General features: G+C 61.1%; 21 protein-coding genes and 2 pseudogenes. 11 read left to right on the top strand and 12 right to left on the bottom strand.

Annotation, left to right across the window (positions count from 1 at the left end; all coding sequences use genetic code 11):
• Positions 1-3: 3 nt before the first annotated feature.
• From ABMA59_RS34370 to ABMA59_RS34355, 4 genes and pseudogenes are all read right to left on the bottom strand, one after another.
• Entirely contained in the window at positions 4-1,029 is a 1,026-nt protein-coding gene (locus tag ABMA59_RS34370; RefSeq protein WP_425476041.1) for an ABC transporter substrate-binding protein, read from the bottom strand.
• Positions 1,030-1,550: 521 nt separating this feature from the next.
• Positions 1,551-2,177: pseudogene (locus tag ABMA59_RS34365) on the bottom strand (IS91 family transposase); the annotation flags it as partial.
• A 265-nt stretch (positions 2,178-2,442) separates the two neighbouring features.
• Positions 2,443-3,321 (bottom strand): MBL fold metallo-hydrolase, encoded by an 879-nt coding sequence (locus tag ABMA59_RS34360; RefSeq protein ID WP_349009859.1) that lies wholly within the window; start codon positions 3,319-3,321, stop codon positions 2,443-2,445.
• 309 nt (positions 3,322-3,630) lie between these two features.
• Positions 3,631-3,933, bottom strand: coding sequence for a hypothetical protein (locus ABMA59_RS34355; protein WP_349009858.1), 303 nt, complete (start codon positions 3,931-3,933; stop codon positions 3,631-3,633).
• A gap of 168 nt (positions 3,934-4,101) precedes the next feature.
• Between ABMA59_RS34355 and ABMA59_RS34350 the strand changes: the two genes are divergently transcribed.
• Both ABMA59_RS34350 and ABMA59_RS34345 read left to right on the top strand, forming a co-directional pair.
• Positions 4,102-5,631 (top strand): winged helix-turn-helix domain-containing tetratricopeptide repeat protein, encoded by a 1,530-nt coding sequence (locus tag ABMA59_RS34350; protein WP_349009857.1) that lies wholly within the window; start codon positions 4,102-4,104, stop codon positions 5,629-5,631.
• A 754-nt stretch (positions 5,632-6,385) separates the two neighbouring features.
• Entirely contained in the window at positions 6,386-7,153 is a 768-nt protein-coding gene (locus tag ABMA59_RS34345) for a glutamine amidotransferase (protein ID WP_349009856.1), read from the top strand.
• On the opposite strand, the gene ABMA59_RS34340 is transcribed toward ABMA59_RS34345, so the two are convergent.
• Positions 7,154-8,434 (bottom strand): ROK family transcriptional regulator, encoded by a 1,281-nt coding sequence (locus ABMA59_RS34340; protein ID WP_349009855.1) that lies wholly within the window; start codon positions 8,432-8,434, stop codon positions 7,154-7,156.
• A 258-nt stretch (positions 8,435-8,692) separates the two neighbouring features.
• Here ABMA59_RS34340 and ABMA59_RS34335 point away from each other — a divergent pair, with 258 nt between their 5' ends.
• Genes ABMA59_RS34335 through ABMA59_RS34325 form a run of 3 tightly spaced genes read left to right on the top strand, consistent with a single transcriptional unit; the run spans position 8,693 to position 13,353 of the window.
• On the top strand, positions 8,693-11,284 hold the full coding sequence (locus ABMA59_RS34335; RefSeq protein WP_349009854.1) for an ATP-binding cassette domain-containing protein: 2,592 nt from the start codon (positions 8,693-8,695) through the stop codon (positions 11,282-11,284).
• Positions 11,284-12,294 (top strand): ABC transporter permease, encoded by a 1,011-nt coding sequence (locus tag ABMA59_RS34330; protein ID WP_349009853.1) that lies wholly within the window; start codon positions 11,284-11,286, stop codon positions 12,292-12,294. The genes ABMA59_RS34335 and ABMA59_RS34330 overlap by 1 nt, the downstream gene beginning before the upstream one ends.
• Positions 12,295-12,348: 54 nt before the next feature.
• Positions 12,349-13,353: a rhamnose ABC transporter substrate-binding protein gene (locus ABMA59_RS34325; protein WP_349009852.1), complete on the top strand. Its 1,005-nt coding sequence runs from the start codon at positions 12,349-12,351 to the stop codon at positions 13,351-13,353.
• Positions 13,354-14,292: 939 nt separating this feature from the next.
• On the opposite strand, the gene ABMA59_RS34320 is transcribed toward ABMA59_RS34325, so the two are convergent.
• From ABMA59_RS34320 to ABMA59_RS34305, 4 genes are all read right to left on the bottom strand, one after another.
• Positions 14,293-14,604, bottom strand: a complete 312-nt coding sequence (locus tag ABMA59_RS34320; protein ID WP_349009851.1) for an HGGxSTG domain-containing protein — start codon at positions 14,602-14,604, stop codon at positions 14,293-14,295.
• A gap of 398 nt (positions 14,605-15,002) precedes the next feature.
• The gene (locus ABMA59_RS34315) at positions 15,003-15,269 is read right to left on the bottom strand and encodes a type I restriction enzyme endonuclease domain-containing protein (RefSeq protein WP_349009850.1); all 267 of its coding nucleotides are present in this window, start codon (positions 15,267-15,269) and stop codon (positions 15,003-15,005) included.
• 85 nt (positions 15,270-15,354) lie between these two features.
• A complete protein-coding gene (locus ABMA59_RS34310; protein ID WP_349009849.1) occupies positions 15,355-16,209 on the bottom strand; it encodes a metal-dependent phosphohydrolase in 855 nt (284 codons plus the stop codon).
• Between the two features lie 134 nt (positions 16,210-16,343).
• Positions 16,344-16,982, bottom strand: coding sequence for a recombinase family protein (locus ABMA59_RS34305; protein WP_349009848.1), 639 nt, complete (start codon positions 16,980-16,982; stop codon positions 16,344-16,346).
• Between the two features lie 272 nt (positions 16,983-17,254).
• Here ABMA59_RS34305 and ABMA59_RS34300 point away from each other — a divergent pair, with 272 nt between their 5' ends.
• Positions 17,255-18,523 carry a hypothetical protein gene (locus tag ABMA59_RS34300; protein ID WP_349009847.1) on the top strand — a complete coding sequence of 423 codons (1,269 nt, stop codon included), beginning with the start codon at positions 17,255-17,257 and terminating at the stop codon, positions 18,521-18,523.
• Positions 18,524-18,626: 103 nt separating this feature from the next.
• Here the strand turns inward: ABMA59_RS34300 and ABMA59_RS34295 are convergent.
• Positions 18,627-19,860 (bottom strand): annotated as a pseudogene (locus ABMA59_RS34295) (IS3 family transposase).
• A gap of 1,844 nt (positions 19,861-21,704) precedes the next feature.
• Positions 21,705-21,983: a hypothetical protein gene (locus ABMA59_RS34290; protein ID WP_349009846.1), complete on the bottom strand. Its 279-nt coding sequence runs from the start codon at positions 21,981-21,983 to the stop codon at positions 21,705-21,707.
• 455 nt (positions 21,984-22,438) lie between these two features.
• On the opposite strand from ABMA59_RS34290, the gene ABMA59_RS34285 reads away from it, so the two are divergent.
• The gene (locus tag ABMA59_RS34285) at positions 22,439-22,906 is read left to right on the top strand and encodes a YidB family protein (protein WP_349009845.1); all 468 of its coding nucleotides are present in this window, start codon (positions 22,439-22,441) and stop codon (positions 22,904-22,906) included.
• Between the two features lie 32 nt (positions 22,907-22,938).
• Here ABMA59_RS34285 and ABMA59_RS34280 read toward each other — a convergent pair whose 3' ends face one another.
• Positions 22,939-23,250, bottom strand: a complete 312-nt coding sequence (locus ABMA59_RS34280) for a hypothetical protein (protein WP_349009844.1) — start codon at positions 23,248-23,250, stop codon at positions 22,939-22,941.
• 164 nt (positions 23,251-23,414) lie between these two features.
• Between ABMA59_RS34280 and ABMA59_RS34275 the strand changes: the two genes are divergently transcribed.
• From ABMA59_RS34275 to tnpB, 4 genes are all read left to right on the top strand, one after another.
• Positions 23,415-23,570: a hypothetical protein gene (locus ABMA59_RS34275; RefSeq protein WP_349009843.1), complete on the top strand. Its 156-nt coding sequence runs from the start codon at positions 23,415-23,417 to the stop codon at positions 23,568-23,570.
• Between the two features lie 164 nt (positions 23,571-23,734).
• Positions 23,735-24,040 carry a hypothetical protein gene (locus ABMA59_RS34270; RefSeq protein WP_349009842.1) on the top strand — a complete coding sequence of 102 codons (306 nt, stop codon included), beginning with the start codon at positions 23,735-23,737 and terminating at the stop codon, positions 24,038-24,040.
• 76 nt (positions 24,041-24,116) lie between these two features.
• Positions 24,117-24,563 (top strand): DUF5681 domain-containing protein, encoded by a 447-nt coding sequence (locus ABMA59_RS37455; protein WP_425476040.1) that lies wholly within the window; start codon positions 24,117-24,119, stop codon positions 24,561-24,563.
• A 117-nt stretch (positions 24,564-24,680) separates the two neighbouring features.
• Positions 24,681-25,013, top strand: a complete 333-nt coding sequence (tnpB, locus tag ABMA59_RS34265; protein ID WP_425476039.1) for an IS66 family insertion sequence element accessory protein TnpB — start codon at positions 24,681-24,683, stop codon at positions 25,011-25,013.
• Positions 25,014-25,190: the final 177 nt, after the last annotated feature.

Raw genomic sequence — 25,190 nt, 5'->3', positions numbered from 1 at the left:
CGCTTATTGCGGCAGTGTCGAAACCTCGTCGTCCCACTTCTTCAAAAGGCGCTTACGCTCGTCGCTCGACCCGTACTTCTTGAAGTCGTAGTCGATCAACTTGATGGTCGAGAGATCGGGCGTCAGCTCCGAAACCGCTGCGTTCTTGTTGGACGGAAGCTGAAAGGATTTCACATCCTTGGCCTTGGACTGCATCTCGGCCGTAAGTGCCCAGTCGTAGAACTGCTTGGCGGCCTCCGGGTTGCGTGCATCCTTGATCAGGGACATCGAACCAATCTCGTAGCCTGTACCCTCGCAAGGAGCGACCGTGACGATCGGGAAACCGGCGGCGGTTTGTGAAACCGCGTCGTGCATGAAGACGACGCCTATGGTCGTTTCGCCGAGCCCGGCAGCCTTTATCGGCGCGGAACCGGATTTCGTGTACTGATTGATGTTGGCGTGCAACGCCTTGAGATATTCGAAGCCTTTGTCCTCGCCCATAAGCTGCACCATCGTAGCGAGCATCGTATAGGCGGTGCCCGACGAGTTCGGGTTCGCCATCTGCACCTGGCCCTTGTACTCCGGCTTGATCAGATCAGCCCAGCATTTAGGCTCCGGCAGGTTGTTCTTGGCGAGGAGGTCCTTGTTGTAGCCGAAGCCGAGCGCGCCTGAGTAGACGCCGATGGTCTTGTTGCCTGCAGCCTCCGCTTGCTTGATCGCCCAATCTTGCAGTTCGCCGCGCATTGGCGATTCATAGGCCACCGTAAGATCCTCCTCGGCTGCCTGGAGATGAGGGTCGCCGGTGCCGCCCCACCAGACGTCACCCTTCGGATTGCCCGATTCCGCCCGCACCTGCGCATATGTCTCACCCGAACTCTTTCGCGTCATGTCGACGGTTATACCGGTCTTCTCCTCAAATCCGGTTTTAATCTGCTGGCACCACGCTTCGTCGGCGGCGCAATAGAGCGTGAGGCTATCGGCATGGGCAAGCCCGGCACCGGCGAGCAAAGCGCCTGCGGCGGAGCAGAGTAGTTGGATTTTCATTTTCATATCTCCTCCCAGAGAATGTTGGCCGACTAACAACTTAGCGGCAAAGTTGGCTGATCCGCAAACGAGAATTTAGCCAATTTAAGAGGACAACAGCGCCCTATGATTGCTCAAGTGGGAGAAGGCGTGTCGACAAGGGCGCTTAACCAACTGGGTGGAAGCGTATTTCTGCGTGCGTCTGCTGGCGTCCGCTTTCGAGATACGGCAGAGTTTGCTGTAACGTCCGATGTGGTGAAGGGTTTCGGGTGCCGGCAGGCGTACGAAAGCCTCTCATGCAGGAACCCGCGGGCCACAGTCGATGGCTATGGGGATTTCGATCTGTGGCTGATGTCGGCGATGGTGCGACCGCCGCCGGGATGGGTTGGGATGGATGCGAAGAGGCGGCTTCGTTTTGCCTCCGCGCGGTCCAGCCGATCGCGCACGAGTTGCGACCCTGTCGGCAGCGATATTGACGGTGGACGCGCGTGGGTCCGTTGCCGGCGACTGGGCGCCTGCAGCTGATGGTTCGACCATGCCATGCCGGGTCATGCGTCCGTCTCCCGGTTCGTGGCGGTGGTGTGCGGCGGTCCACGCGGCTGCCTCCAGCGCTCGAACGTCTCGATGATGATCATGCGTCCGCCACAGCAGCGGCATGGCGGGTGGTAGTCGTCTGGTTCGTCGGAGTAGCGGGGGTCGGGCGGCGCGGCGACATCCAGGAGTTCGCGGGCGAGCGCGAGACTGGCCTTGCGAGCGGAGCCGGCAAGCAGGCCGTAGTGCCGGATGCGATGGAAGCCGCGCGGCAGGACGTGGATCAGGAAGCGGCGGATGAACTCGTCGGCCATGAGCGTCATGATCTGCTGTCGGTCCGTGCCGTCGCGGCGGTAGTCCTTGTAGCGGAAGGTGACGCCGGTCTCGTCGAAGTCGATCAGGCGGCTGTTCGAGATCGCCACCCGGTGGGTGTAGCGCGCCAGATAGGCAAGCACCGCCTCCGGTCCGGCGAACGGCGCCTTGGCATAGACGACCCATCGCTTCCCGCGGACGGGAGCAAGGTGGCGCAGGAAGGTGCGTCGCTCGGTGAGGTGCGCCATGGTCCCGAAGAAGCCGAGCCGCCCGGCGTCGCGCAGCGCGAGCAGTCGCGTGAGGAAGAGCCGTCGGAACAGCTTGCCGAGGACTGCACTTGCGCGGCGAAACGGCTCGGCAGGTGCCGCTGTCTTAAAGCCGCTGCTCAACCTTTCTCCCGAACGGAGTTGACGCCTCCCCGCTTACGGTGAGCGCTCCGAATGTCTGAACGACTAGATTCGGCGCTTTGCCGACTGGGGCCTTTGGGCTGGGTGAGGACTGGCGGCTTTTGCATTTTACAACTCAAAGAGCGGACATTTAGGGCTGCTGGAAAAGTGCCAAGAGACAATGAAGGCCGCAGCCGAACTTCCCTGCAGACTACCTCGGCTGATAATCGTCGAACCAGAATGATGAGTGGCGTCGCGCGATAGTCCCGATGGATGGCAGCGGAAAATGCGACGTCATGACGATCCGGCCATTTTCGGAGCAAGCCTCAAGGAAAGCCCACCGCGTCCGACGGGCCTGCTCAGGGTCTGTGTCCCATCGAAAATTCCAGTCGGGGTAGATACATTGCATCGGCCAATGCATGAGATCGCCGGAAAACACCGCGCCTACGCCTTGAGACTTTAGGGCGATGGCGACGTGCCCCAGCGTGTGGCCCGGCGTCGGTTCCAACCAAACCTCGCCGTCAAGTTCATGGTCCATGTCGACAAGTACAGCCCGGCCAGCCTCGACGATTGGCAGGACATTCTCCTCATAGGTCCGTGTGGCATCGCCGGCCGCGGCCTCTGCGGCCTCTAACTCTCGCCGTGCCATGATGTAGCGCGCGTTGGGGAACGTCGGCACCCATCGCCCATCCACCAGACGTGTGTTCCAGCCGCAATGGTCCACATGAAGGTGTGTGCACAACACATAGTCGATCTGTTCGGGTGTAACCCCTGCGTTCGCCAGCCGCTCCAAAAAGGTACCGTCGGAGCGACGATGCCAGTGCGCGAAATCTGCGACCGTCTTGCCATTGCCGATGCAACCGTCGACAAGAATGGTGTGATGTCGGGTACGGACCAGAAAACTCTGGATGGGAAGAACGATGCGGCCGGTCCACGGTGAAATCGATCGGGGAATGAGCCAATGGAAGTGGGGTTCGAGCGCTTCGTCGGTGCAATCAGGAAACCATTCCGATGGCGTCCGAAGAGGGTCGCACATCTCGAGAATCCTGGTCACTCGAATATCACCGATACTCCAGCCATCCATCGACATAACCCTTTCGATCAAGTAACGGATCGATAGATATATCATCTGGCGTGATTGGGGGCAGTCACCCGCTGCGCTTTCTGTCACCGGGCTCAGGCAACAGCGGCATGACGATGGTGCCCACTTCTTCCGCATTCGTTTTTTTGGCGATCTCCGTCTAGGCACGTACGAGGGCGACAACCCGGCTGTAAGAGAGTTCAGACCGCCGCGGGACTAGAATGCGACAGGCGCTCCCAGACCCGGCCTGGCTGCCGCAAAACCGCCACAGTGGATTCGCGGCAGGCTGCACTCCACAGCCCCGCCGCTTCTGAAACATCACCGATCGCGCACAAGCACGAATGACCAGAGGCCGTCTCCCTGCACGCCGAGAAGCGGTCGGTATCCGATTGTGTCCATCTCAGGGTCGCCTGTGACGGGACCCACGTTGCGGGCCGGCCCGACAAAAGCCAGCGGCCGATCGCCGCCGGTTTTCACCAGGTAACCGAACGATTCGTCCTCGGGGTCCGAGGTACGATCCCCGACGTACGCGGGACCGACCATCGAGGAATCGGCCGCGGCCGAGCCGCAAAACGCGGTCACCCCGGCAAGCACACTTATCGCAAATGTCAGTTTCGCCATGTCACTTACTCCGCTCGCGCAGTACCAAGCCACGGAAAATTTCCGTCCGGGCCGGCCCGATGTGGAGAGCATCGGAGACTTCGCGGGCCCAATCCTAAAGAGGCTGCGAAATGATTCTAAAATTTTTCCGTATATCGAAAGATTTTCCAGGAGATCGTATAATAGGCCATGGCGCGTCAGCGTTTCGTATTTGGCCCCTTTGTGCTCGACGCTGGCAGCAGCGCACTTTTCGAGAACGGCCTGCCCGTTGCTATCGGAAATAGACCTTTTGCGCTGCTGCAGGCCTTGGTGGAGGCGCAAGGTCAAGTGGTGCCGAAGGCTGCTTTGATGGATGCTGCCTGGGCGAATACCAACGTCGAAGAAAGCAATCTGACGGTTCAGATCGCCGCCCTTCGGAGACGGCTAGGGGTCTCGCCGGACGGCGAAGAGTGGATCGCGACTTTCCCGCGGGTGGGCTACCGTTTCGCAGGCCTGCTCACCATCCAAGAGTGCGAGGCTCCCATTGTCAACGCCGGCCGGGGGCTCGGAGCGGAGCCCTCTATCGCTGTCTTGCCCTTTGCGTACATAAGCCTCGATCCGGAGCAGGCGCATTTCGCCGACGGTTTGGTGGACGATCTGATCGCCGACCTGTCGAAAGTACCGGGTCTTTTGGTGATCGCACGCCATTCATCGTTCGCTTTCAACGCAAGGTCCACCGATACGCAATTGATCGCGAAGAAGCTCGGCGTGCGCTATGTCGTCGAGGGCAGCGTGCGCCGCGTCGCAGGCCAGGTCAGAATTGGGATTCGTCTTACCGAGGCGACGACGAACAGATGTCTCTGGGCCGAGCGCTACGATGGCGATCTGGCCGACGTCTTTGGTCTGCAGGACCAAGTGGTGCACAAGGTCGTCGCGGCTTTGGCAAACGTGCTGCCGCTTGGACCGGGGTTTGATCATGCGCCCCGGCGCCGGACGAATATTGAAGCTTATGATTTCCTCGTTCGCGGCCGCGTTCTTGTCATGCACTCGCCCGCCGGAAACGATCTTGCCCGTACTCTCCTCGCTAAGGCCGCCGAGCTCGATCCGAATTTGGCGGTGGTCTACGCATGGCTCGCCGTCTCGCACTACAACGCGGCGGTCCAGTACGGGGAGGATATTCACGCGAACCAGGCTCTTGGGCTCGCTTACGCTCAGAAGGCCATGTCCCTCGATATAAACGATCCTACGGCGCATAGCGTCCTTGGGTTTGCACGGCTCTGCGAGGGCAGGCTCGAAGAGGCGGAGTCCGCATTCCAAACCGCGTTGCGGACTAACCCGAGCCACGCCGATACAATGGTGAACATGGCAAACCTCAGAGTCCTTCAAGGCCAGCCCCACGATGCGGTCGAACTGGCCGAAAATGCTCTGCGACTTAACCCTTATCCGCCGGGATGGTATTACTGGGACCTCGGCTTCGCGTACTATGCTGCCGGCCGCTATGTCCAGGCGGTCAAGGCTCTCCGCAAGGAGGAGGTTGGCCGGCTGCCGGCTAAGCGCATCCTCGCGGCGAGCCTTGCGCAGCTCGGTCAGCTCTCCGAGGCTCGCCAGGAAGCCTGCCGGTTCCTTGAGATAAATCCTGGCTTCCTCGCATCTCGTTGGGCGGCTTCACAGCCTTTCAAACGCGATGAGGACCGCCAGCATTTCGTCGACGGTTATACCAAGGCGGGCCTGCCGCTTTAGGCTTGGCGTCTGCGAGATTTTCTCTGGCCAATTCGGTCGGAACCAATCTAGCGGCTTGGCAATCGATTGTCCCGATCTTCCATCGCCGCAGCTCCTAGTACGTGAGGCTCCGCGAAAGTCGCTACCCTTGAAACTACACTGCACACACTGACATCCACACCGATCACGACGCTCAAAGCGCACGCTTACCGAGCCACACTCTCACCGGCCTTCTGGCCAAGCTCCGCATCTCCGGAACTCACTCCTACGCGAGCCGCTTTGTAACCCGCGCCATATGAAGTTTTTTGAAGTCGGCACTAACACCCCAAACCGTGATTGCGCAGCACCGCTCCGCCCCCTGCAAATCCACACTCCACCGGCGATCTGGCCCGGCTCCCCCTCGCAGAAAATCGCCCCGCCAAAAATCGTTTCGCCAGCTCCGCCATTTGAAGTTTTTTGAAGTCGGCCCCCCTTTTCCACAGGCCGCACCACCACCGCTGTCCCTCCTTAAGCCCAGCACTCCGCCGCTGGCTCCGCCCGACGCTCCCAAAATCCCGCCGCCAATGTGAGGTTTTGCGGGGTCGGCAATAACATCCGACCCGCCGATAGGCAGCGCTCCACCACGGCTGCACCCGACCAAAGCAGCGCTTGGCCGGCCGACTCGTCCAACTCCGATGCCGAACATGAAATGCGAGTGTGGTTGAAGACACCTTTCGCCCGGCATCCGATGGGGTGATTATTCGAGGATCCGAAACGACTGCGGGACCTTTGCGCAATGCAAACCAAGAAAATCCTCCTTGCCGGCGAGACCTTCGCGCTGACGCAGGTCGCGGCCGCCGGCGTGACCGCAACGTCGTCGGCGCAATATGCCAACGGCGCGCTGCCGTTCCTTGCCGCTTTGGAGGGCAGCGGCATCGCGGTCGAGCAGTTGCCCGGCGAACGATGCTCAGGCGAATTCCCGACGTCTTTGGAAGCGCTTGCATCCTATCACGCGGTGATCCTTTCCGACGTCTCCGCGCTGTCGCTGCTGCTCACGCCGCAGGCGCGTGAGGGCAGAACCTCGGTCGATCGTCTGGAACTGCTGGAGCGCTACGTGGCCGGCGGCGGAAGCCTTATGATGGCGGGCGGTTACACCAGCTTTCAAGGGATGTTCGGCACCGCGGCTTTCCATGACACCGCCCTCGTGGATTGTCTTCCGGTCACCTGCTTGGCGCAACCGGACGGCGTCGAGGCGCCAGCAGGCCTGAGGCCAGTGGTGACGCACGCGCATCCGATCACCAGCGGATTGCCCGACCAATGGCCTCCGATACTCGGCCTCAACCGCACGATACTCCGCGCCACGCCGGACACGACGCTACTCGCGTCGGTGACCCACCGCGGCAGGACGCTGCCGCTGCTCGCAGTGCGCGACTATGGTAAGGGCCGCAGCCTAGCCTTCACCACCGACATCGGCCCACACTGGATGAGCCGCGAGTTCCTCGAAAGCGATATCTATCGCGCATTAATGCAAAACATCGCGCGCTGGTTGATGCGCGATCTCTGATCAACCGCGCTTGCGGATCATCAGCGGCTTCTTGTCCACCGCTTTGCGGGTGAGCACACCGCTGTCTGGTCCAAACAGCGTGTGGATCGGCAGGATGCTGGCGCCGATCGCGCTGGCCTGCGGACCCACCGTGCCGGCGATGATCTCAGGCAGCACCAGCCCCGACGGCGTGATCTCGCCGAATCGCCGCTGCACCTTGGCCACGGTGTCCTGAAGCAGTGCGCGTGGCAGCAGGCCATCGATCACCACCGCCTCGACATCGATAACCGCGATCGCCGAGATGATGGCCTGCGCGAGCGCGTCGGCGCAGTCCTCCTGCCATTCGCCGAACGGCGCGCGCGCCTCAGCCGGCATCGGATCGAGTTCGCGCACCCGATTGATCTCAGAACCCGACCAGCGCAGGTGGTTGATCAGCCCGTAGATGGACGCCCTCCGCAACAGGATGTCGAACGGTCCACTGGGCCTGGCCACACTCGCCAGCCGCGACGGCGTTACCGGCATCGGCCCGAACGCCGCCGCATTGCCGTTCGGCCCGGTTTGCAGCACGCCATCGATCACAAGGCCGCCGCCGATCATGGTGTTGATCGACAGATGGATGAAGTCGCGGTAACGGGTGCCGGCGCCGTAGACGAGTTCCGCCGCGGCTGCCGCCGACGCGTCGTTCTCGACGAACAGCGGTAGGCTGCCCGCCTCGCGAAAGAATCCGGCGAGGTCCACTTCACGCCAGCGCGCGCTGGCGTCGGTCGGAAACGCCAGTTCCTCTTCCCAACCCCCGAGGAAATAAGGCGCCGAGATGCCGATCCCGATCAGCCGACCGGCGCCACTTCCGAGTGTCGCGCGCAGCCTTGCGATCGCGGCGTTGCCGATCCGCTGCACCGCCTCGGGCTCGGGATAGTCGTATTCGTGCGACTCGGTCAGCCTTACCGTTCCTGCGAAGTCGATCAGCACCGCATCCAGCGTGCGCCGCCCGAGATGCAGCCCGAGCGAGAAGCCGCCTTCGGCTGCCAACCCAAACATCACCGACGGTTGGCCCTTCTGGCCGAAGCGCTTGCCTTTCTGCTCGACGTACCCGGCAACGAGCAGCGTGTCGACGATGCGCGACACAGCCGGTGGCGTCAGCTTGGCATGGCGCGCGATGTCTGCCTTCGAAGCCTGTCCGCGCCGCCGGATCGCGTCCAGTACGACGCGCTCGTTGTAGTGCCGCAACTGGGCCGAATTGCTGCCCTTTCCGCCTGTCGCATGTCTGCGCAGGGGTGCTCGGGGCTTGGACGGGGGCGTCAACAAAACGGCTCCATAACAAAAGCGCAATAACTTAAAATTGCCGGTCCGACAAGTTGCCCATCTAGGCGTTCCTATGCCTTGACGCGTCAGAACTGTGCCTGCAGCTTCGTAAGGGTCAGTGCTCCGATGTCTGCGCTTGACGCAAATCCCTCTATTACATTAACGTGCTTTCATTAAAGGAGGGCTGTTGGTGAGGATAGTCGGCATCGGGAAGGGCGAGGCGCTGTGCCTGCGCGATCAAGGTTGCGGACGCCGGCAATGACCGCCGCGACTGCCCTCGATCGCGTGACCGAGGCCGCGTCTGCGCTGGCCGCTCCGATCGGCCTTGCCCATGCCAGCAAGCATTTCGGCGGCACCGTCGCGCTGCGCGAGGCGAGCTTCGATCTCCACGGCGGCGAAGTTCTGGCTCTGCTTGGCGAGAACGGTGCTGGCAAGAGCACGTGCGTGAAGCTACTGGCAGGCGTCTACCAGCCGACCTCCGGCCAAGTGGTTCTCGACGGCAAGCCGGTACTCTTCAATGGCCCGCTCGACGCGCAGAGGGCTGGAATCGCCGTCATGCACCAGCATCCCGGCCTGTTCCCCGACCTGTCAATCGCTGAAAATGTCTTCATGGGCCACATGCCGCCAAGCAGTATGGCAGGCATCGACCGCGCCGCCATGCATGAGCGCACTGTCTCGCTGCTCGCCGCAATCGGTCTTGATGTCGATCCGGCTGAGCGGCTGTCGCGGCTGCGCACCTCTGAACAGCAGCTGGTTGAGGTTGCCCGCGCACTGTCCCTGGACGCCCGCGTCCTTATCATGGACGAGCCGACCGCCGCACTCTCACAGCGGGAGGTTGCCCGGCTGTTCCAGGTGGTGGAGACCCTCAAGACCCGTGGCGTCGCCATGATGTTTGTCGGCCACCGCATGGACGAGATCTTCCACGTCGCCGATGCGATTGCCGTGCTTCGCGACGGCGCCCTGGTCGGCGTCGAGCGCGCCGATCGCCTGTCTCGAAGCGAGGCGATCCGCATGATGGTTGGCCGCGAGCTCTCGTCGCTCTACCCGCAGACGGGCGCCGTGCCTGGCAAGACAGTGCTGGAGATCGAGCGCCTGACCCGCGCCGGAGAATTCGCAGACATCAGCCTGTCGGTGCGCGCTGGTGAGATCGTCGGGCTCGGCGGCCTTGTCGGCAGCGGCCGGACCGAGATCGCGCGTGCGCTATTCGGCATCACGCAGCCCGATGGCGGCACAATCCGGGTCTCCGGCGTCGAGCAGCGCTTCGCCAATGCCGCCGGGGCGATGGCCGCTGGCATCGCCTATGTGTCCGAGGATCGCCTCGGCCAGAGCCTGGTGATGGACTTTTCGATCACCGAGAACGCCGCGCTGACGCAGCTCGATCGTGCTACGTCGAGTGGCTTCTTCAGCCGCACCAAGGTGCTCGACGGCGTAAGCCGGCATCTCGATCGCCTGAAGCTGCGTTTTCAATCGTTCGACCAGCCGGTCAGTACGCTGTCGGGCGGCAATCAACAGAAGGTCGTGCTCGCCAAATGGCTGGCGACAAGTCCGAAGCTGATGATCCTCGACGAGCCGACGCAGGGCATCGACGTCCAATCCAAGGCCGAGGTCCACGCCATGATGGCCGACCTTGCCAAAACGGGCATGGCGATCCTGCTGATCTCCTCCGAGATGCCCGAGTTACTCGGCATGTCCGATCGCATCGTCGTCCTGCGTGAAGGCCGGCAGACGGGGAGCTTCGCTCGGGGCGAGGCGACCCAGGAAGCGGTGCTGCGCGCAGCCACCGACGTCGAGGTCCAGCCGCTGTCCTCTGATGCCGGCGCCCCCTCCCAAGCAGCCTCACCGCTTCCGACCGGACGCGCAGGCGGCGGCTGGATCCGCTCCCTGCTCGCACGCCGCGAGACCGGCCTGCTCGCCGCCATGGCCGCGGTGGTCGTGCCGGTGCTGTTCATCAACCCGCTGGTCGCCAGCCCCGCCAACCTGTCTGCACTGGCAATGGATGCGTCGCTCCTGATGATCGCCGCACTCGCCCAGTTTCTCGTTCTGGTAACCCGCAACATCGATCTCTCCGTGGCATCGGTCATCGGCCTGTCAGCTTACGGTTCGGCGCTCGCCATGACCGCCGGCCCGTCGCTCGGCGTCGCCGCCGGCATCCTCGCGGCCTGCGGCATCGGACTTGCCTGCGGACTTTTCAATGGCGCCGTCATCGCCTTCGGCGGCGTGCCGGCGATCGTGGCGACGCTAGGCACCATGTCGGTGTTCCGCGGGCTCGTCAGTCTGTGGACGGGCGGGCGCCAGATCAGTGCCGACCAGGTGCCGCAGGCGTGGCTCGATCTCACCGGCGGTCGCCTTGCAGGCGTTCCGGTGATGATCCTGATCGCGCTGGCGATCATGGCCGCAGCCGCGCTGCTGCTGAACCGCTCGTCGACTGGGCGCAAGCTGTTCGCGCTCGGCTCGAACCCCAAGGGTGCCGAGCTGATCGGCCTGCCGACAAAGAAGCTGGTGCTCACCGCCTTCGGTCTCGCGGGCACGCTCGCCGGGCTCGCCGGCGCGCTGTGGGCCTCGCGCTACGCCACCATCGACGCGCGCGTCGCCTATGGTTACGAACTCGCCGTCATCGCCGCCGCCGTGGTCGGTGGCGTCGCCATCCGCGGCGGCTCCGGCACCGTGCTTGGCGTCATGCTTGGCGGCATGACGCTTCTGATCATCCGCAACGGCCTGATCCTCGCCCGCGTCGATCCGCTCTGGCTGCAGGGCGTCTACGGCCTCGTTATCCTGACCGCCATCGGCGTCGATGCGCTGGTTGCCCGCCGCACCGCGGGCAGCCAGGGTGCCATGCGCGAGGCGGCATGATGAGCGCCTTGACCGATCCGAAGTCCACCCGACGCATGCGCGTCGATTCGTGGGATTTGCTGCTCGCCGTGCTGACGCTTGGCGTTCTGGTCTACGGTGCAGTGACGACGCCGAACTTCCTCTCGGCCTTCAACCTGTCTCAGTTGGCCGCGGGCGTCGCCGAGAAAGCGCTGCTCGTGCTGCCGATGGTGCTGCTGATCATTGCGCGCGAGATCGACCTGTCGGTCGCCTCGATCCTCGCTCTGTGCAGCGTCGTGCTCGGCTTGCTGGTCCAGGCCGGCCTGCCGCTGATCGCCGCGATTTTGCTGTCGCTCTGCTTCGGTGCGCTGCTCGGCGCGGTCAATGGCGTGCTCGTCACCTGGGCTGGGCTGCCCTCGCTTGTGGTCACGCTCGGCACCATGGCGCTGTTTCGCGGCGTCGGCTATGTCCTGCTCGGCACCGGCTCGGTCAACATCTTCCCCGACGCGCTCACCAACTTCGGCATCGACGACGTACCGGGCACCCGCATCCCGCAGGTGATCGTGCCGTTCCTCATCCTCTTTCCTCTTTTTGCCGTCGCGCTCGGCGCCACGCCGTTTGGCCGTCGCGTCTACGCCGTCGGCGGTAGCCCAGCAGCGGCGCTCTATTCCGGCATCGACATCGCCCGCGTGCGGTTCGCGCTGTTCGTTCTGTCGGGAACGGTTTCGGCGCTGGCCGGCATCGTCTACACGGCGCGGCTCGCCAATGCGCGCGCCAACAACGCGCTCGGCATGGAACTCGACGTCATTACCATCGCGCTGCTCGGCGGCGTCAGTGTCTGGGGCGGCAAGGGCCGGTTGACCGGCGTGCTCCTGGCGCTCGTCCTGGTCGCCCTGATCCGCAACATCCTCGGCATCAACCAGATCGGCGGCGACGCGCAGGGCATGGTCGTCGGTCTGCTCCTGATCGGCTCGCTGCTGGTCAGCAATTCCACGGGCTTTCTGGTGGGCTGGCTCCGCAACATCGGCGCCATCCAGCGTTCGGGCGGGTGAAGGCTGGACCCGCGCTCCTGCTTCCGGCCAAGGCACTACAAAGGAGGAAACGAAATGACAACTTCCAGACTGCCGCTTGTTGCGGCTCTACTCGCAGGCGTGGCATTCGCTGCGCCCGCCATGGCGCAGGAATGCGCCACCGGACCGGTCACCGTCGGGCTCTTGCCGAAGCTTGATACCGACCCCTACTTCCAGGTCGCCAAGGGCGGCGCCGAGGACGCCGCCAAAGAGATCGGCGGCAGCGTGGTACAGGCGGCGCCCTCGCAGGCCACTGCCGAGGCGCAGATCGAGTTCATCAACAACTTCGTCGCGCAGAAGGTTGGCGTCATCGCAATCGCCGGCAACGACGCCAACGCCGTCGCACCGGCGCTGAAGCGCGCCGCCAAGGAAGGCATCCGTATCATCTCCTACGATTCCGACGTGGCAGCCGATGCACGGACTGTGTTCGTCAACCAGGTCAAGGGCGAAAGCCTGGCCGAGATGATGCTGCAGAGCATGCACGACCTGATCGGCGGCGAGGGCGAGTTCGCCATCCTGTCGTCGACCGCGACGGCAACCAACCAGAACGCCTGGATCGACTTCATGAAGCAGAAGATCGCTTCGGATGAGAAATACGGCAAGATGAAGCTGGTGCAGGTCGCCTATGGCGAGGAGAGCGAGCAGGTCAACCAGCAGCAGGCGTTGGCGCTGGCTCAGGCCTTCCCGAACCTCAAGGGCATCATCGTGCCGGCCGGTATCGGCCTGCCCGCGGCTGCCCGAGCGCTCGAGCAGGCCGGCAGCCTTGACAAGATCAAGCTCACCGGCCTCGCGCCGGCCACGCTGATGAAGAAATACATCGAGGCCGGCCAGGCGCAGGACATCTGGTGGAACGTGACCGATCTCGGCTACCTCACCTACCACGCCGCGCAAGCGGTGGCGCAGTGCAAGCTGACCGGCAAGGAGGGCGAATCCTTCACCGCCGGCCGCCTCGGCGAATACAAGGTTGGCACCAGCGGTGAGATCGTGCTTGGCCTAGCCAAGATCGTGACCCCGGAAAATCTCGCCGAGTTCAAGTTCTAGGCGATTGCGTTTTGGCAGCAGGGTGGGCGCGCGCCCGGCCTGCTGCCAACTTTGCGGGTGAAGGTAAAGTCCGTGTCCCGGGGCGACTGCACGGGCGCGGCGAAACGGCTCGGGAGGTGCCGCTGTCTTAAAGCCGCTGCTCAACCTTTCTACCAAACGGAGCTGGGGAGCAGCTAACCCACCAATCTCCGACGATCCGCTGCTTCGCCAACGAACATTTCGCCGTCAACGGGTGGTTTTGTCAGGTCGCCACTAACACCCAAACCGCGATCGCTCAGCGCCGCGCCGACCCCAGCAAATCCACACTCCACCGGCGATCTGGCCCAGCTCCCCCCGCCGAAAATCGCCCCTCCCCGAGCCGTTTCGTCAGCTTCGCCATTTGAAGTTTTTTGAAGTCGCCACTAACACCCAAACCGCGATCGCTCAGCGCCGCGCCGGCCCCAGCAAATCCACACTCCACCGGCGATCTGGCCCAGCTCCCCCCGCCGAAAATCGCCCCTCCCCGAGCCGTTTCGTCAGCTTCGCCATTTGAAGTTTTTTGAAGTTGCCACTAACACCCAAACCGCGATCGCGGGCCATCGCGCCGACCCTAGCGAAGCCGCAATCCGGCAAAGGCTCGCCGAACTCCGCTCCTAAAAATCCCGCGGCCAATGTTCGGTTTTGGCAGCCCGGCATCAACACCGAACCGCCGCTCCGCAGCAACTCTAACCAAGGCTGCCACCTCACCAACCAATCCACCTGCCGGCTCGCCGAACTGCGCAACCGAGAATCCCGCCGCGCCGCAAGGCGCCGCTGTTAGCATGCCGACTGAAATCGCGCTCACAACTCAATGTATTAACAGGCTCGCAAGCCGCGCAATCAGACTCACGATGTCAGGTTTTGTGAGGTTCGACCTAAGACCCCACGACGACGCCGCAGCAGTGACGAGCTTCCCTCAAACTAGCCGCATAGATCCGACGGTCGTCTCCGTCTACGCCACAGGTTCGTGTTCGTCGAAGGCTGAGTTTCAGGGGGGCACTCCGGCTGAGCTTCCTTTTGTCTCTGCCATCGTCGCTTTTGCGCCTCAGCGATTCGACTTCTACCCTCCGCTGTCTTAGGACCTGACGAGAGTCCGCCATGCATCCTGCAGCGATGCTTCCCAGAAATCACGGCCATCCGGCATTCTCCGCCTGACCTCGTCTTAGCGCCACAGCGAGCGCGCTGAGGCTTTCTGACCACCTCGCCGGTACCGAGAAGACCGACCTCTGCCATTCTTTGACACTGCAAGCCCTGTTGACAGATTTCGCGTTCGCACCCTCCGCGACGGTTGGAACCGGGGCAGAGTACCCAGCCATGGCGACACCACTGCTCCCAAGTTTCAATAGTGATACGTTTGTCTGAGGGCCCTGCGGCGATTAGCTTAGCGAGAGCACGCTGCTCTTTCGTACGCCTCTCAGCCAGTTCGGCAAAAAAGCTCCTATATAAATCTCTCATCGAGCTCCTCTTTCCAATTTCAGCCCATGCAGTTCCTGGGCCAAATGCACAACGTGTACTTGGCGACTTGTGTTCGGCCGCCTTTTGAGCCGCCCACTATCTGTCCGGTTCTGGCAGAGAAAGCTGCCGTTACCAGAGGCCGTCGACTGTTCATCAAAATTCCACGGCGAACTCAACTAGCCCCAATCGGCAGCGATTGTCTCAGCTTGCCTGACAACAAGATCCACAGCTGCCTTTTGGAGGTCCGGTGGGTAGCCATAACGGGCGAGAAGCTTCCGGACCTCGATCCGCATCTTGGCTCGCACTCCTTCCTTGCGGGTCCAGTCAATCGTCGCGGACGCACGGATCGTTTGCACCAAGAGTTGAGCCAAAGTCCGCAGTGTATCGTGCGCCATTAGCTCCTTGGCCGATCCGTTCTCCGCCAGTGCCTCGTAGAATTGCATCAGATCAGATCTCGCCCAAAAGGCGAAACACTCTAGCCCGAAATCTCAGCGGCGCCATCACCCGAACGGATGAGATCGATGGCGGCTACAAAGACCTCAATTGCGGACCGAAAGCCAGCCTGCGGTGTTCAGCCATAGACAGGTTTCCGTAGAGGCTGGCTGCCCATCGCTTACCTTCCATCGTCATGCCGAGATATGTCAGTCCGTCACCGATATGGGGTTCGACAGCCGTCCAAAAGAACTTTGGATAGCTCTCGACGAGATCGGCCGCGTTTGAGACGCCGATCTTCTCGGCGCTGCCAGTTTCCTGCAACTCGTGAAACAGCGCGTTGAGCTTGCTGGGGTAGTTCGGATCGGCGAGTTGCCCGATCAGATCAGCCGCGCGGACAAGGCCGGCCTCGGTATCGGTCTCTTTGTGATCCTGATCGTCGGGAACGGGAAATCGGGTCAATTCAATGGCACGGGCAATCCGCCCACAGTCAAGCAGCCGGTGGTTCCCAAATCTCTCGCGAACGGCAATCTTGCCCCGGGTGACGTGAAATGGAGCCAGGATTGCATCACTTGCGCCGCGCGGGAGCTCAAATCGTCTACCGGCCTCATCGATAACAACGCTGGTTCTGCCATCGGCGGTGCATGCGCCCCGAACGAAGCCGATATCATGACACAGCAAGCTGAAGATGAAATGCACCCAGTCCTCGGGTTCGATCGATTTAAACAGAAGCTTGCCGCGAATGATTTCCTGACCGACCTGTGTCACCAGGATTGTGTGCTCGAAATTGTGGTACAGCGCGTCGCTCGAACCGATGCGTTCGATCAAAAGCCTCGCGCCGGCATCGAGAAGCGTTGCAAATTCAGTGTGCCGATCACCGTAGTAATGCCGATATGTCTCGGCCAGGTTCCTGCCGAGCGCTTCTGCAGCCAGTGTTGCGATATTCAGCATTCAGTGACGTTAGCAAACGCTTGGACCGCACGCTACGCGGCAGACCTGCGAGGCCACCAATTGCGGGCCGAGGTTTACTGGCCAGTGCGATCCACCGGCCTGGAGAGGTTCAGGTTGTGTCACCACAAGCGGTTCTACAATCCCCAAATCACCAACGCTTTGTCTGCACCAGCACGGTCTTCCCTTATCCGCAGGACCGTCTGTCGCGATAACCCCGTCTCCGCGGCAATGGCAGACGCCCCAGCGCCCTGACCGAGCAGGTCAGCCACCGTTTCGAACGTCTTCCGGTCATAGCTTGGCTTGCGCCCTCGATACGCTGTTGAACTGGACGCCCGTGTGGCAGCAATGCCGGCCTTCTGTACCTCCTTGGTGGCGATCGCCTGTACTTCTGCCGTCGCGGCCATGAACGCGATCAGCGCGTCCCGTACGGCTTGCTGGATGGGGTCCCTCGTCGCGCCATCGAATACCATTCCGTTGATGACAGTCTTCACGACAACACTACTGCGCATGAAGTGGCGGATGGCATCCGAGACGTCTCGATAGTCGCGGCCGAGCCGGTCAACCCAGCGCACGACCAGCGTGTCGCCCGGCCGAAGGATATCGAAGAGCCGCTTGCCCTGCGGGCGTTCCATCAGCTTCGTCGAAACGCCGGAAACGCCGTTGTCGGTGATGACCTGGTCGATCGTGAAGCCAGCCTTTTTGGCTTGGGCCAGTTGATGTTCAACGGTCTGCTCGGCGGTCGAGACGCGCGCATAAAGGATGGTCTTACTCAAAGGACGCTACCTGTCTGTTAGGATTGTGTCCGCACAGTACAGTGTCCGTTAAGGAAATCAATCCTTACGGACGCTTCCGTTGGCGTGCAGCTGACCGATGGAGTATACCCCAACGGACGCACGCCTTAGCTTACGCTGGGTCTCCATGTTCGGACCTGATGTACTATTTGGAAGTGTGGAATCGCATCGAACAGAACGCGGCGCCAAGCAACTACCGCCACACAAGCCAAAGTGATATAGTTCGTTGAGTGGGGGCCCGTTATCTTCTCTTAATGAGGCATGCATCCTTTCAAAAGGAACGGAAGAACCTATCTGATCTGGGTCTGCGCGAAGTCAAACAGGTTGCCGATCGTCTTGGCGAGTATCTTCTTCATGCGTCATGCCAACGCCAAACCTTCGCAAGGGTGCATTTTCCAGATCTGACCGCCGTGATCGTGGCTCCGACGGACGAGGCTAGGGCGACGGCTCGAGTGCTGTCGGAACGACTTCAATGTGTGCTGTGCGAAGGGCTGGAACGCGCAAAGTTGCAAGCGTCAAAGGTTCCAGTTCCAGCCGAACGAGAATACCTTTCCCCGGAGGCGTGTCCGTACGCCAGCCCTTACTTTTACCATTGGCAGTCAGTTCCATCGACAGAATCCAAGCAATGGCTCGATGACGTGATCCGGCGCATCCTGGCAATCGAAACACCCTCGGAAAGCAGCATGACACTGGTGGTTGGACATGCGCCCCAACTCGGCTGGATGGCGCAGCGACTGACTAACGAGTCAATACCAATTAATCGCGCAGAGATTGTATGCATTCGCTCCAACCCTCGTTGGTTTAGCAGTTGGGGACAACTCGAATGGGTTCTGTCGCCCAATGTCAAGGATTTGGCGAGTGGTTCTGGAGATGCTCGCGAAGCTGATCTTGAGAGCGAGATTCGGGATAAGATCAAGGGAAAGATGGAGAGCGCCAAACTGTTGGGTGCAGTGCTAACAGGCCTGGTCACGGTCGTACTCGGAATCCCCAAGGACTTAATTCCAGCTTCCCCCGCTGGAACAACCAGTCAGGCTGCCGAGACCGCTTTCGCTGTTGGTGGCACGAACATCGTCATTGGTATCGATTTGTCGGCCTGGAAAGATACCAATCTCGATCTTCTGATATGCTATGGCGCAGCAGTGGGTTTCCTTGTCATCGGCGCATCCTTATTTTTTTTGGCGTACTTTGCCTATGACAGTCTTTTGATGCCCACGAGGTTTTGGAGCGAAACCAGTCCTCCTGTGCGGCGAAGGCGTCGTGTGGTCGCTCGGCCGCCAAGCAGCGCAGCATGGGTTCTCTACGCGAACATGCTGCGCATTTGGAATTGGCGCTTCATGCCGGCGATTTGGTGCGCGATCGCAGCACCGGTGCTTTTAGCCTATAGTCTCGCTGTAGGTAGGCTTTGGCCGGACAGAAACCCCCATTGTGCGTTGGGTGTTTTGGCAATTGTGATGCTACTTTTTGTCGGTTTGACCTACTGTTATGCACGCTGGACTCGCCCAATAATCGGGGCCGAAGATTAGCGTACCCACCATTCAATCTCTCAACTCGTGCAGCCGAAACGCGTTGGCCACAAGCCAGGGCGACCTTGAATTTGGATCGACCATGTGACCTGCCACTGAACTGTCATCCAGCGGCGATTAGAGCCTTGGCCGTTTCTGTTACGCCGTAGGGCGCGGGTTGAGCAACCGGCGGAGACGCGAAGCCGTCAATGAGCGCAGCGTTGGAGCCGGTCGCGGTGAGGGTTCCGGCGAAGGCCGCCGGGGTCTGGTATCCGAGTGAGGAATGGGGTCTCGCGGTGTTGAAGTCCTGCCTCCATTCGGCGATGGCGCTGCGCGCATGGTCGAGCCCGAAGAACAGGCTCTCGTTCAAGAGCTCGTCGCGCATCCGGCCGTTGAAGGATTCGACGTAGCCATTTTGCATCGGCTTTCCCGGCGCGATGTAGTGCCACTCGACACGGTGATCCTTCGACCAGGCGAGGATGGCGTTCGAGGTGAACTCGGTGCCGTGGTCGGAAACGATCATGTCCGGCTTGCCGCGACGGCTGATCAGGTGGGTCAGTTCACGTGCCACCCGACGACCAGAGATCGATGTGTCCCGGATAGCGGCCAGACATTCGCGCGTCACGTCGTCGACGATGTTCAGCACCCGGAAGCGCCGCCCGCAGGCGAACTGGTCGTGCACGAAGTCAAGGGACCAGCGCGCGTTCGCCTTCGCCTCGACCAGGATCGGCGCTCGCGTGCCCACCGCGCGTCGCCGCGCCCGGCGCTTGCGAACCGTCAGCCCTTCCTCGCGGTAGAGCCGATAGATGCGGTTGATGCCGGATGGTTCACCCTCCCTCCGCAGCAGGACGAACAGGCGCCGATAGCCGAAACGCCGGCGATCGTTGGCGAGGTCGCGCAGCTTGCCCCGCAGCTCCATCTCCGGTGGACGGCACGACCGGTAGCGGATCATCTTGCGATCGGCACCGACGAATGAACAGGCCCGACGCTCCGACAGGCCCATCACGGCCTGCAGATGCGCGACGGCTTCGCGCTTGGCGGCGGGCCCTACCATTTTTTTGACAGAAGTTCCTTCAGCGCAGCCGCTTCCAGCATCTGGTCAGCGAGCAGCTTCTTGAGCTTCGCATTCTCGTCTTCCAGAGCCTTCAGGCGCTTGGCGTCGTTCGGCGGGCAAACATGGGTCCTATCCATGTTCGCTTTTCCGCCTCACCGTCCATGCCGCCATACTTCGCCTTCCAGTTATACAGCGTCGCCTCGCTGATCCCGTGCTTGCGGGCCAGTTCAGCCGCCTTTGCCCCCGCCTCGTGTTCGCGCAGCACCGCGATGATCTGCTCTTCCGTGAACCGCTGCCGCTTCATCTGTCCGTCCTTCAATCGAGGCCGGACTCTAACTCCAGGTGGAGGAAAACTCAGTGGCAGGTTACTGTGAAACCGCATCCTGTGTCGCGCATTGAGTCACTCCCAATCGTCATGCCGGGTGAGCGGGTAACATTCTCGAGGCAAGCGGTAACAAAATTACGTGAGGCAACACGACAATCCTGGCCTATAATATCAAGCGCGCCATAGCAGTCGCCGGCGTCGGTCAAATCCTCAAGGTGATAACGGGGTGAGCGGAACCAACACGCGCCACATTAAAACAATGTGGCACCTCAGCTGCCCCGAGTTCTCACACAGCCTCCACCCCATTGTCGCAGTTCGGTGTAATGTCATCGCTGCCTACACCCTGCCGTTTGCCCGGTTTCTCCAAACGGTAGCCAAGTGCCCACAACCGTCAGGTCGCGCAAGAAGGGGTGGCGCAGAGGTTTTACTCCGGCACGGTCCCCGTCAGAGATAGACGACACTCTCTTTTGAGGATTGTGGTGCCGCTCCAATGGCCGAGCGACGCCCGATATGGACTATTCGTTATTCGGTTAGTGAAGAACGGGAACAACGCAACGAGTTTACAACGGCGCACGCCACGCACGGGTGACCGGTGGCAGACATCGACAAAACTGTGGAAAACGTGCAACGATTGGGGTGTCGCATCGTTCAAGCCGCAAGACGTGCCTTTAGCGAGGACAAAGCCATGAAAGCGATACAAACCTCACTCGTTGCGACAGGTCTCGCGACGTGCATTTCGGTATTTTGCTTGACGCAGTCAAACGCTGCTATGCCCTTCCCGGCTGTGAAGAACATCGCTGTTCAATCAGATGTCATCAAGGTTCGCGATGGCGCCAGATGGGGGCATGGTGGCTATGGAGGATACAGACACTATGGACGTGGCTATGATGGCTACAGAGGGTATGACGGCTACTACAATAACTATTGGGCACCTGCAGGCGCATTCGTAGCTGGCGCCCTAATTGGTAGCGCGCTCGCGAATGACGGTTACTACGGTGGTTATTATGGTAGTGGCTACTACGGCGGCGGCTACTATGGCAACGGTTACTATGGTGGGTACTACCCACGCAACTATTATGCAGGGCAGACTTATCCGCGTCGTGTTTACGTCGTCCCCAGGTCATCTTACCGTCAAGGGTATGTTGAGGGCTATCGAGCTGGGTACTACGATCGATCCTACGGCAGGGATATTCACTGCACCCACAGACTAGCCGACGCGGGCAGTTGCTGATCACACTAGGCTACCCGGCATGGCAGTGAGAATTGCCTTGGTGCTCGCCCACCTCGAATATTCATCCGAGGAGGCCGAAGAGCCGTAGGAAATCGGTGTCGACCATTTCGGCCGCGCGGCTCATCTGGTTGAGACCTATCTTCTGCCAATGGCGCGGCGGGCCTAACTATATAAGCCTGTCGGGCAGATCAGCAGCGCAGTCGAGAACAGCCCGCTGATGAAAAGGGCTCGTGAGGAAGCGAAGCGGCAGTCGCGAAAAAACGGGGCAGCCAAATGAGCCGCACCTTGTCCACGGACAGGCGGCCTCCCTATCGGCCACTACCGCCGTATGGTTGGAACCGCTCTCCCGGCGGAGAACTTTGGCAGGCCGGCACGAACAAAAGCGCCAGGGCGAGAAGCGCGAAAATTCTCATTCGTCAAGGCTATCACGCGCAGAGTTCTGGGCAACGTCGCGGCGGGCACATCACGCAAGCTTGTAGGAGCCACCACCAACGTATGGCTAATATGCGACGTGAACCTGCTCGCTGCGGAAATCCGAAGTGACGCAGGCGAAAACTTTGCGCCAGCGTCCGCCGTCAATGGTCGTGCGGTATTATCCGCCGACAGTCACCTCTGGCCCGAAGTTCAATACCGGGCCATCCGCTTCAAGCCTCGGCGCGTCGACCGTGTCCGACAAACGGGCGTTGGCGAACAGTGGGTGATTTGTCACATCGTTTGCCGTCTCGAAAACGAAAGCCTTCTGTCGGCTACTCGTCCGCTGGTCGACAACGATGGCCAGCGGGCCAATTGTATCGGGATCATAGCCTGTCTGAATGACGGCCTGTTCTCGAGCGATAGCTTCAGTGATCGCCATCACAGAAATGAAATTCATCGCTCGTCCTTCCAAATGCCGGGTTTAGGGCCCGTTGGAACCGGATGTATTCCTGCCACCGCCAGCGGCGTGGGAGCCACCTTGAGGGACGCTCTTGCTATTAGGCTCAACCGTTAGCCGCTTTGGAAGAACCCAGGATGGCAGGAACTCGGCGAGAACAGATCGAAGCACGGACATCATTCACACTCCCGGCTTTTCGGTGGGGATAGGTGTGTCCCCCGACTTCGGCGCGGGTGCCTCGTATTTTTCCTTGCCAGTCGTATCGGGCCGCTCGATTGGCGTGCCCGCAGGTTCGGGCTCGCGAGCGATCTTTCGATGAAGGTTTTTGACTTTGCCGGGCATGAGTGGCCTCCATTTTCCCTGCAACGGCGGCTGATGATGGATGTTCCACCAAGGGTCTTGGAACAAATTTCGTTCTGTCGCGCTTCCCGCCCTACAGCGGATAGGAGATTGAAATGGCGAATATGCTCGGGAAGGTTCTGCTCGCGGCGCTTGGCGTTGTTCTGTACAAAAACCGGGACCGCCTCGCGGACGCGTGGAATCCGAAACCAGCCGATCCGAACGACGCAACTGCACCCGGCGGCAATCCCCTCAATCAGATCCTCGAAGGAGGTGGATTGAAGGACATTGTCGACCGATTTCGCAATGCGGGGCTCGGGGAAAAGGTCGACACCTGGGTGAGCAAAGGAACCAACGAGCCGTTGGACCCTACCCAGGTCGAGTCTGCGATCGACGGCGACACCTTGGCCGCCCTGTCCAAGAAGACTGGATTGTCTCGCGAGGAAATTCTGCGCCGCCTAGCCGTCAATTTGCCGGAAGCGGTCGACGAATTGAGTCCTGATGGCCATCTGCCGGGGGGGCAGGCTGGAGCTGCGGAGCCGACTTTGCTGGACCCGGTTCCACCATCTCCGTCTAGGACGTAGGAGAATGGTGGGTTTGATGGGCACTACAATAGTCAAACGTCCTCGTGCCGTCCCGGTACTTGCATGAAGGCAAGAACGTCGTCGGCTATCTTTTCCCCACGCTCAGCATCACGACGCACAGTGCGCGCATCGTGGCCGGTGATCGCGGCGGTTGCCTCGGCGAAACTGGACAAGTTGTCCACCTTCGCTTTCCCGCCTCCCGGCAAGCCGGGTGCGCCGCCCCGTTTCGCTTGGGGGTACAAGTCTTCGTAGATCGCCTTGCGCCGCGTCGTTTGCTTAGCTCGGTCAGCCGGGAGGAGTTCGGCGATGTCGAGTGATGCGACCCCTTGGCCTTCTGTTTCCAAAAAAATTTGCCACAACTCCGTGAGTTGTGGCTGAATGCAATACACTCCGAGACAATCACGTACGTTGGCGGAGGGTAGTAGATAAACGATTGATATTGCTTGCATTTGTTGCAACGGAGATGCGTCTCGACTAGGCTATGCCTCGTATTCCGGAGGTATCCGAGATGCGCTTTTCCAAACCAATGGACGATATGATTAGGGTGCGCGTCGGCCGCGACGAGAAACGTCGGCTTGCCGAATTTGCCCGCCGCGAAGGTGTGACGCTTTCCGATCTCCTCCGAATTTCCGCCACCGAAGCGGCGCACCGCACTGCTGCTTGAGGATCAGTAGTGGCCGGTCTGTTTGATCTCCTGATGGATAGCGGTGGCAGAATGGGCGGCGGCCTCGGCGGCCTGCTCGGGAAACGGTCGCCCAGGCTTACATTGATCCCACTTCGCCCGGTCGGGACACGATAATCGGCGAAATCGGCGAACGGATGACCGCCATGGCCGCTGCCGACGACGACGAGGCCTTGGCGGAGCGTACACAGTCCCTCGTCCGTGTAGCAGAGAACATCGCGATCAGCCGTGGCCTGCATGAAGCCGCCAACCACTTCGCCGCCCGAGACGATACCGACAATTTAAGGTTCCTTCGCGACCCGGCCGACCTGTTTGCGCACTATGTCATCATCGACATTGCCGCCGCCGCTCGCGTGACTGCCCGCGTTCAGGACAGCACGGACGGGAAGTTGCTAGCGCGTCTTACAGAGGCATGCATTGACGGCGGATGCGCCGTAGGGGCCGTGCATTGAGCAGGTCGACAGACGGCGGCACATCGCCTGTCAGAGCAGGCGCATAGCAGGCAAGTATCTATTCTGGTGGTAACGCGTGGCAAATGAACCAAATAGTGGCCAGTTCCAACCGGGGCAGTCGGGCAATCCCAGAGGAAGGGCTGCCGGTTCCCAGTCGAAGGTACTCGTCGCACTCGACGCACTCGGCGAAGGCGAGGCAGAGGCGATCGTTCGCGCTATGATCGATAAGGCGAAAGATGGCGACGCGGTCGCAGCAAAGGCAATCCTGGACCGGGTATGGCCGCCGCGCAGAGGCGCCCGACTGAAGTTTGATCTTCCGGCTGCAGAAGACCTCCCCGCAGCTATTGCTGCGGTAAGCCATCTAGTTGCCGAGGGCGAAATGTCACCTGACGAAGGTGCAGTGATCGGGGGGCCGTCTGGAGGCGCAGCGCAAGGCCATCGAGACCAGCGAGCTTGCTGCCCGCGTCACCGCGCTCGAAGAGAGGATGACGAAGAAATGACACCATCCTGCACACCCGACTGATGAAGATGGAGAAGCACATCTTATCCGGCAATCCATTGCGTGATCTTACCGACCAGGAACTGGACGACCGATTGCGAGAGGTGACGGCGATCATTGAGGATCGCGCCCGGGTCTGGGGTGAGGGTCTATCTGGCAACGCAGCCATGCGATATGCGCAAAGGGATGGATGGCTTGGCCGCCCAGGTCCGGAACGTGCTGGCCACCGATCCCTTCTCCGGGGCGCTGTTTGTGTTCCGGGGCAAGCGCGGCGACATGTTGAAGATCCTGGCTTGGGACGGAAGCGGGCTGTGCCTGTTCGCCAAGCGGTTGGAGCAAGGAAAGTTCGTCTGGCCGCCGATCGTGGCGGGTCGGCTTCAGCTGACACCGGCCCAGTTGGCCTTGCTCGTTGAAGGAATTGATTGGCGGCGGACGGTCGCACCGGAACCGGTCACGCGCCCTGAAGCCGTCTAATAAGTTACTGATTCAATGGATTTATTCTCGCTCGCGAGTCATGACTTTGCTATAAGCCGGCATGTCTCTCGCCACTGCAGAATTGCCATCGGATCCAGACGCCTTGCGCGCGTTCGCAGCAGCTCTGCAGGCCGAGCTCTATGCCAAGACGCTGCATGTCGAGAAGCTGAAGGCTCA

This window comes from Mesorhizobium yinganensis, assembly GCF_040081985.1.
Lineage (GTDB): Bacteria > Pseudomonadota > Alphaproteobacteria > Rhizobiales > Rhizobiaceae > Kumtagia > Kumtagia yinganensis.
Note: the sequence above shows the minus strand (reverse complement) of the source record. Positions and strands in the feature narration are given on the sequence as shown.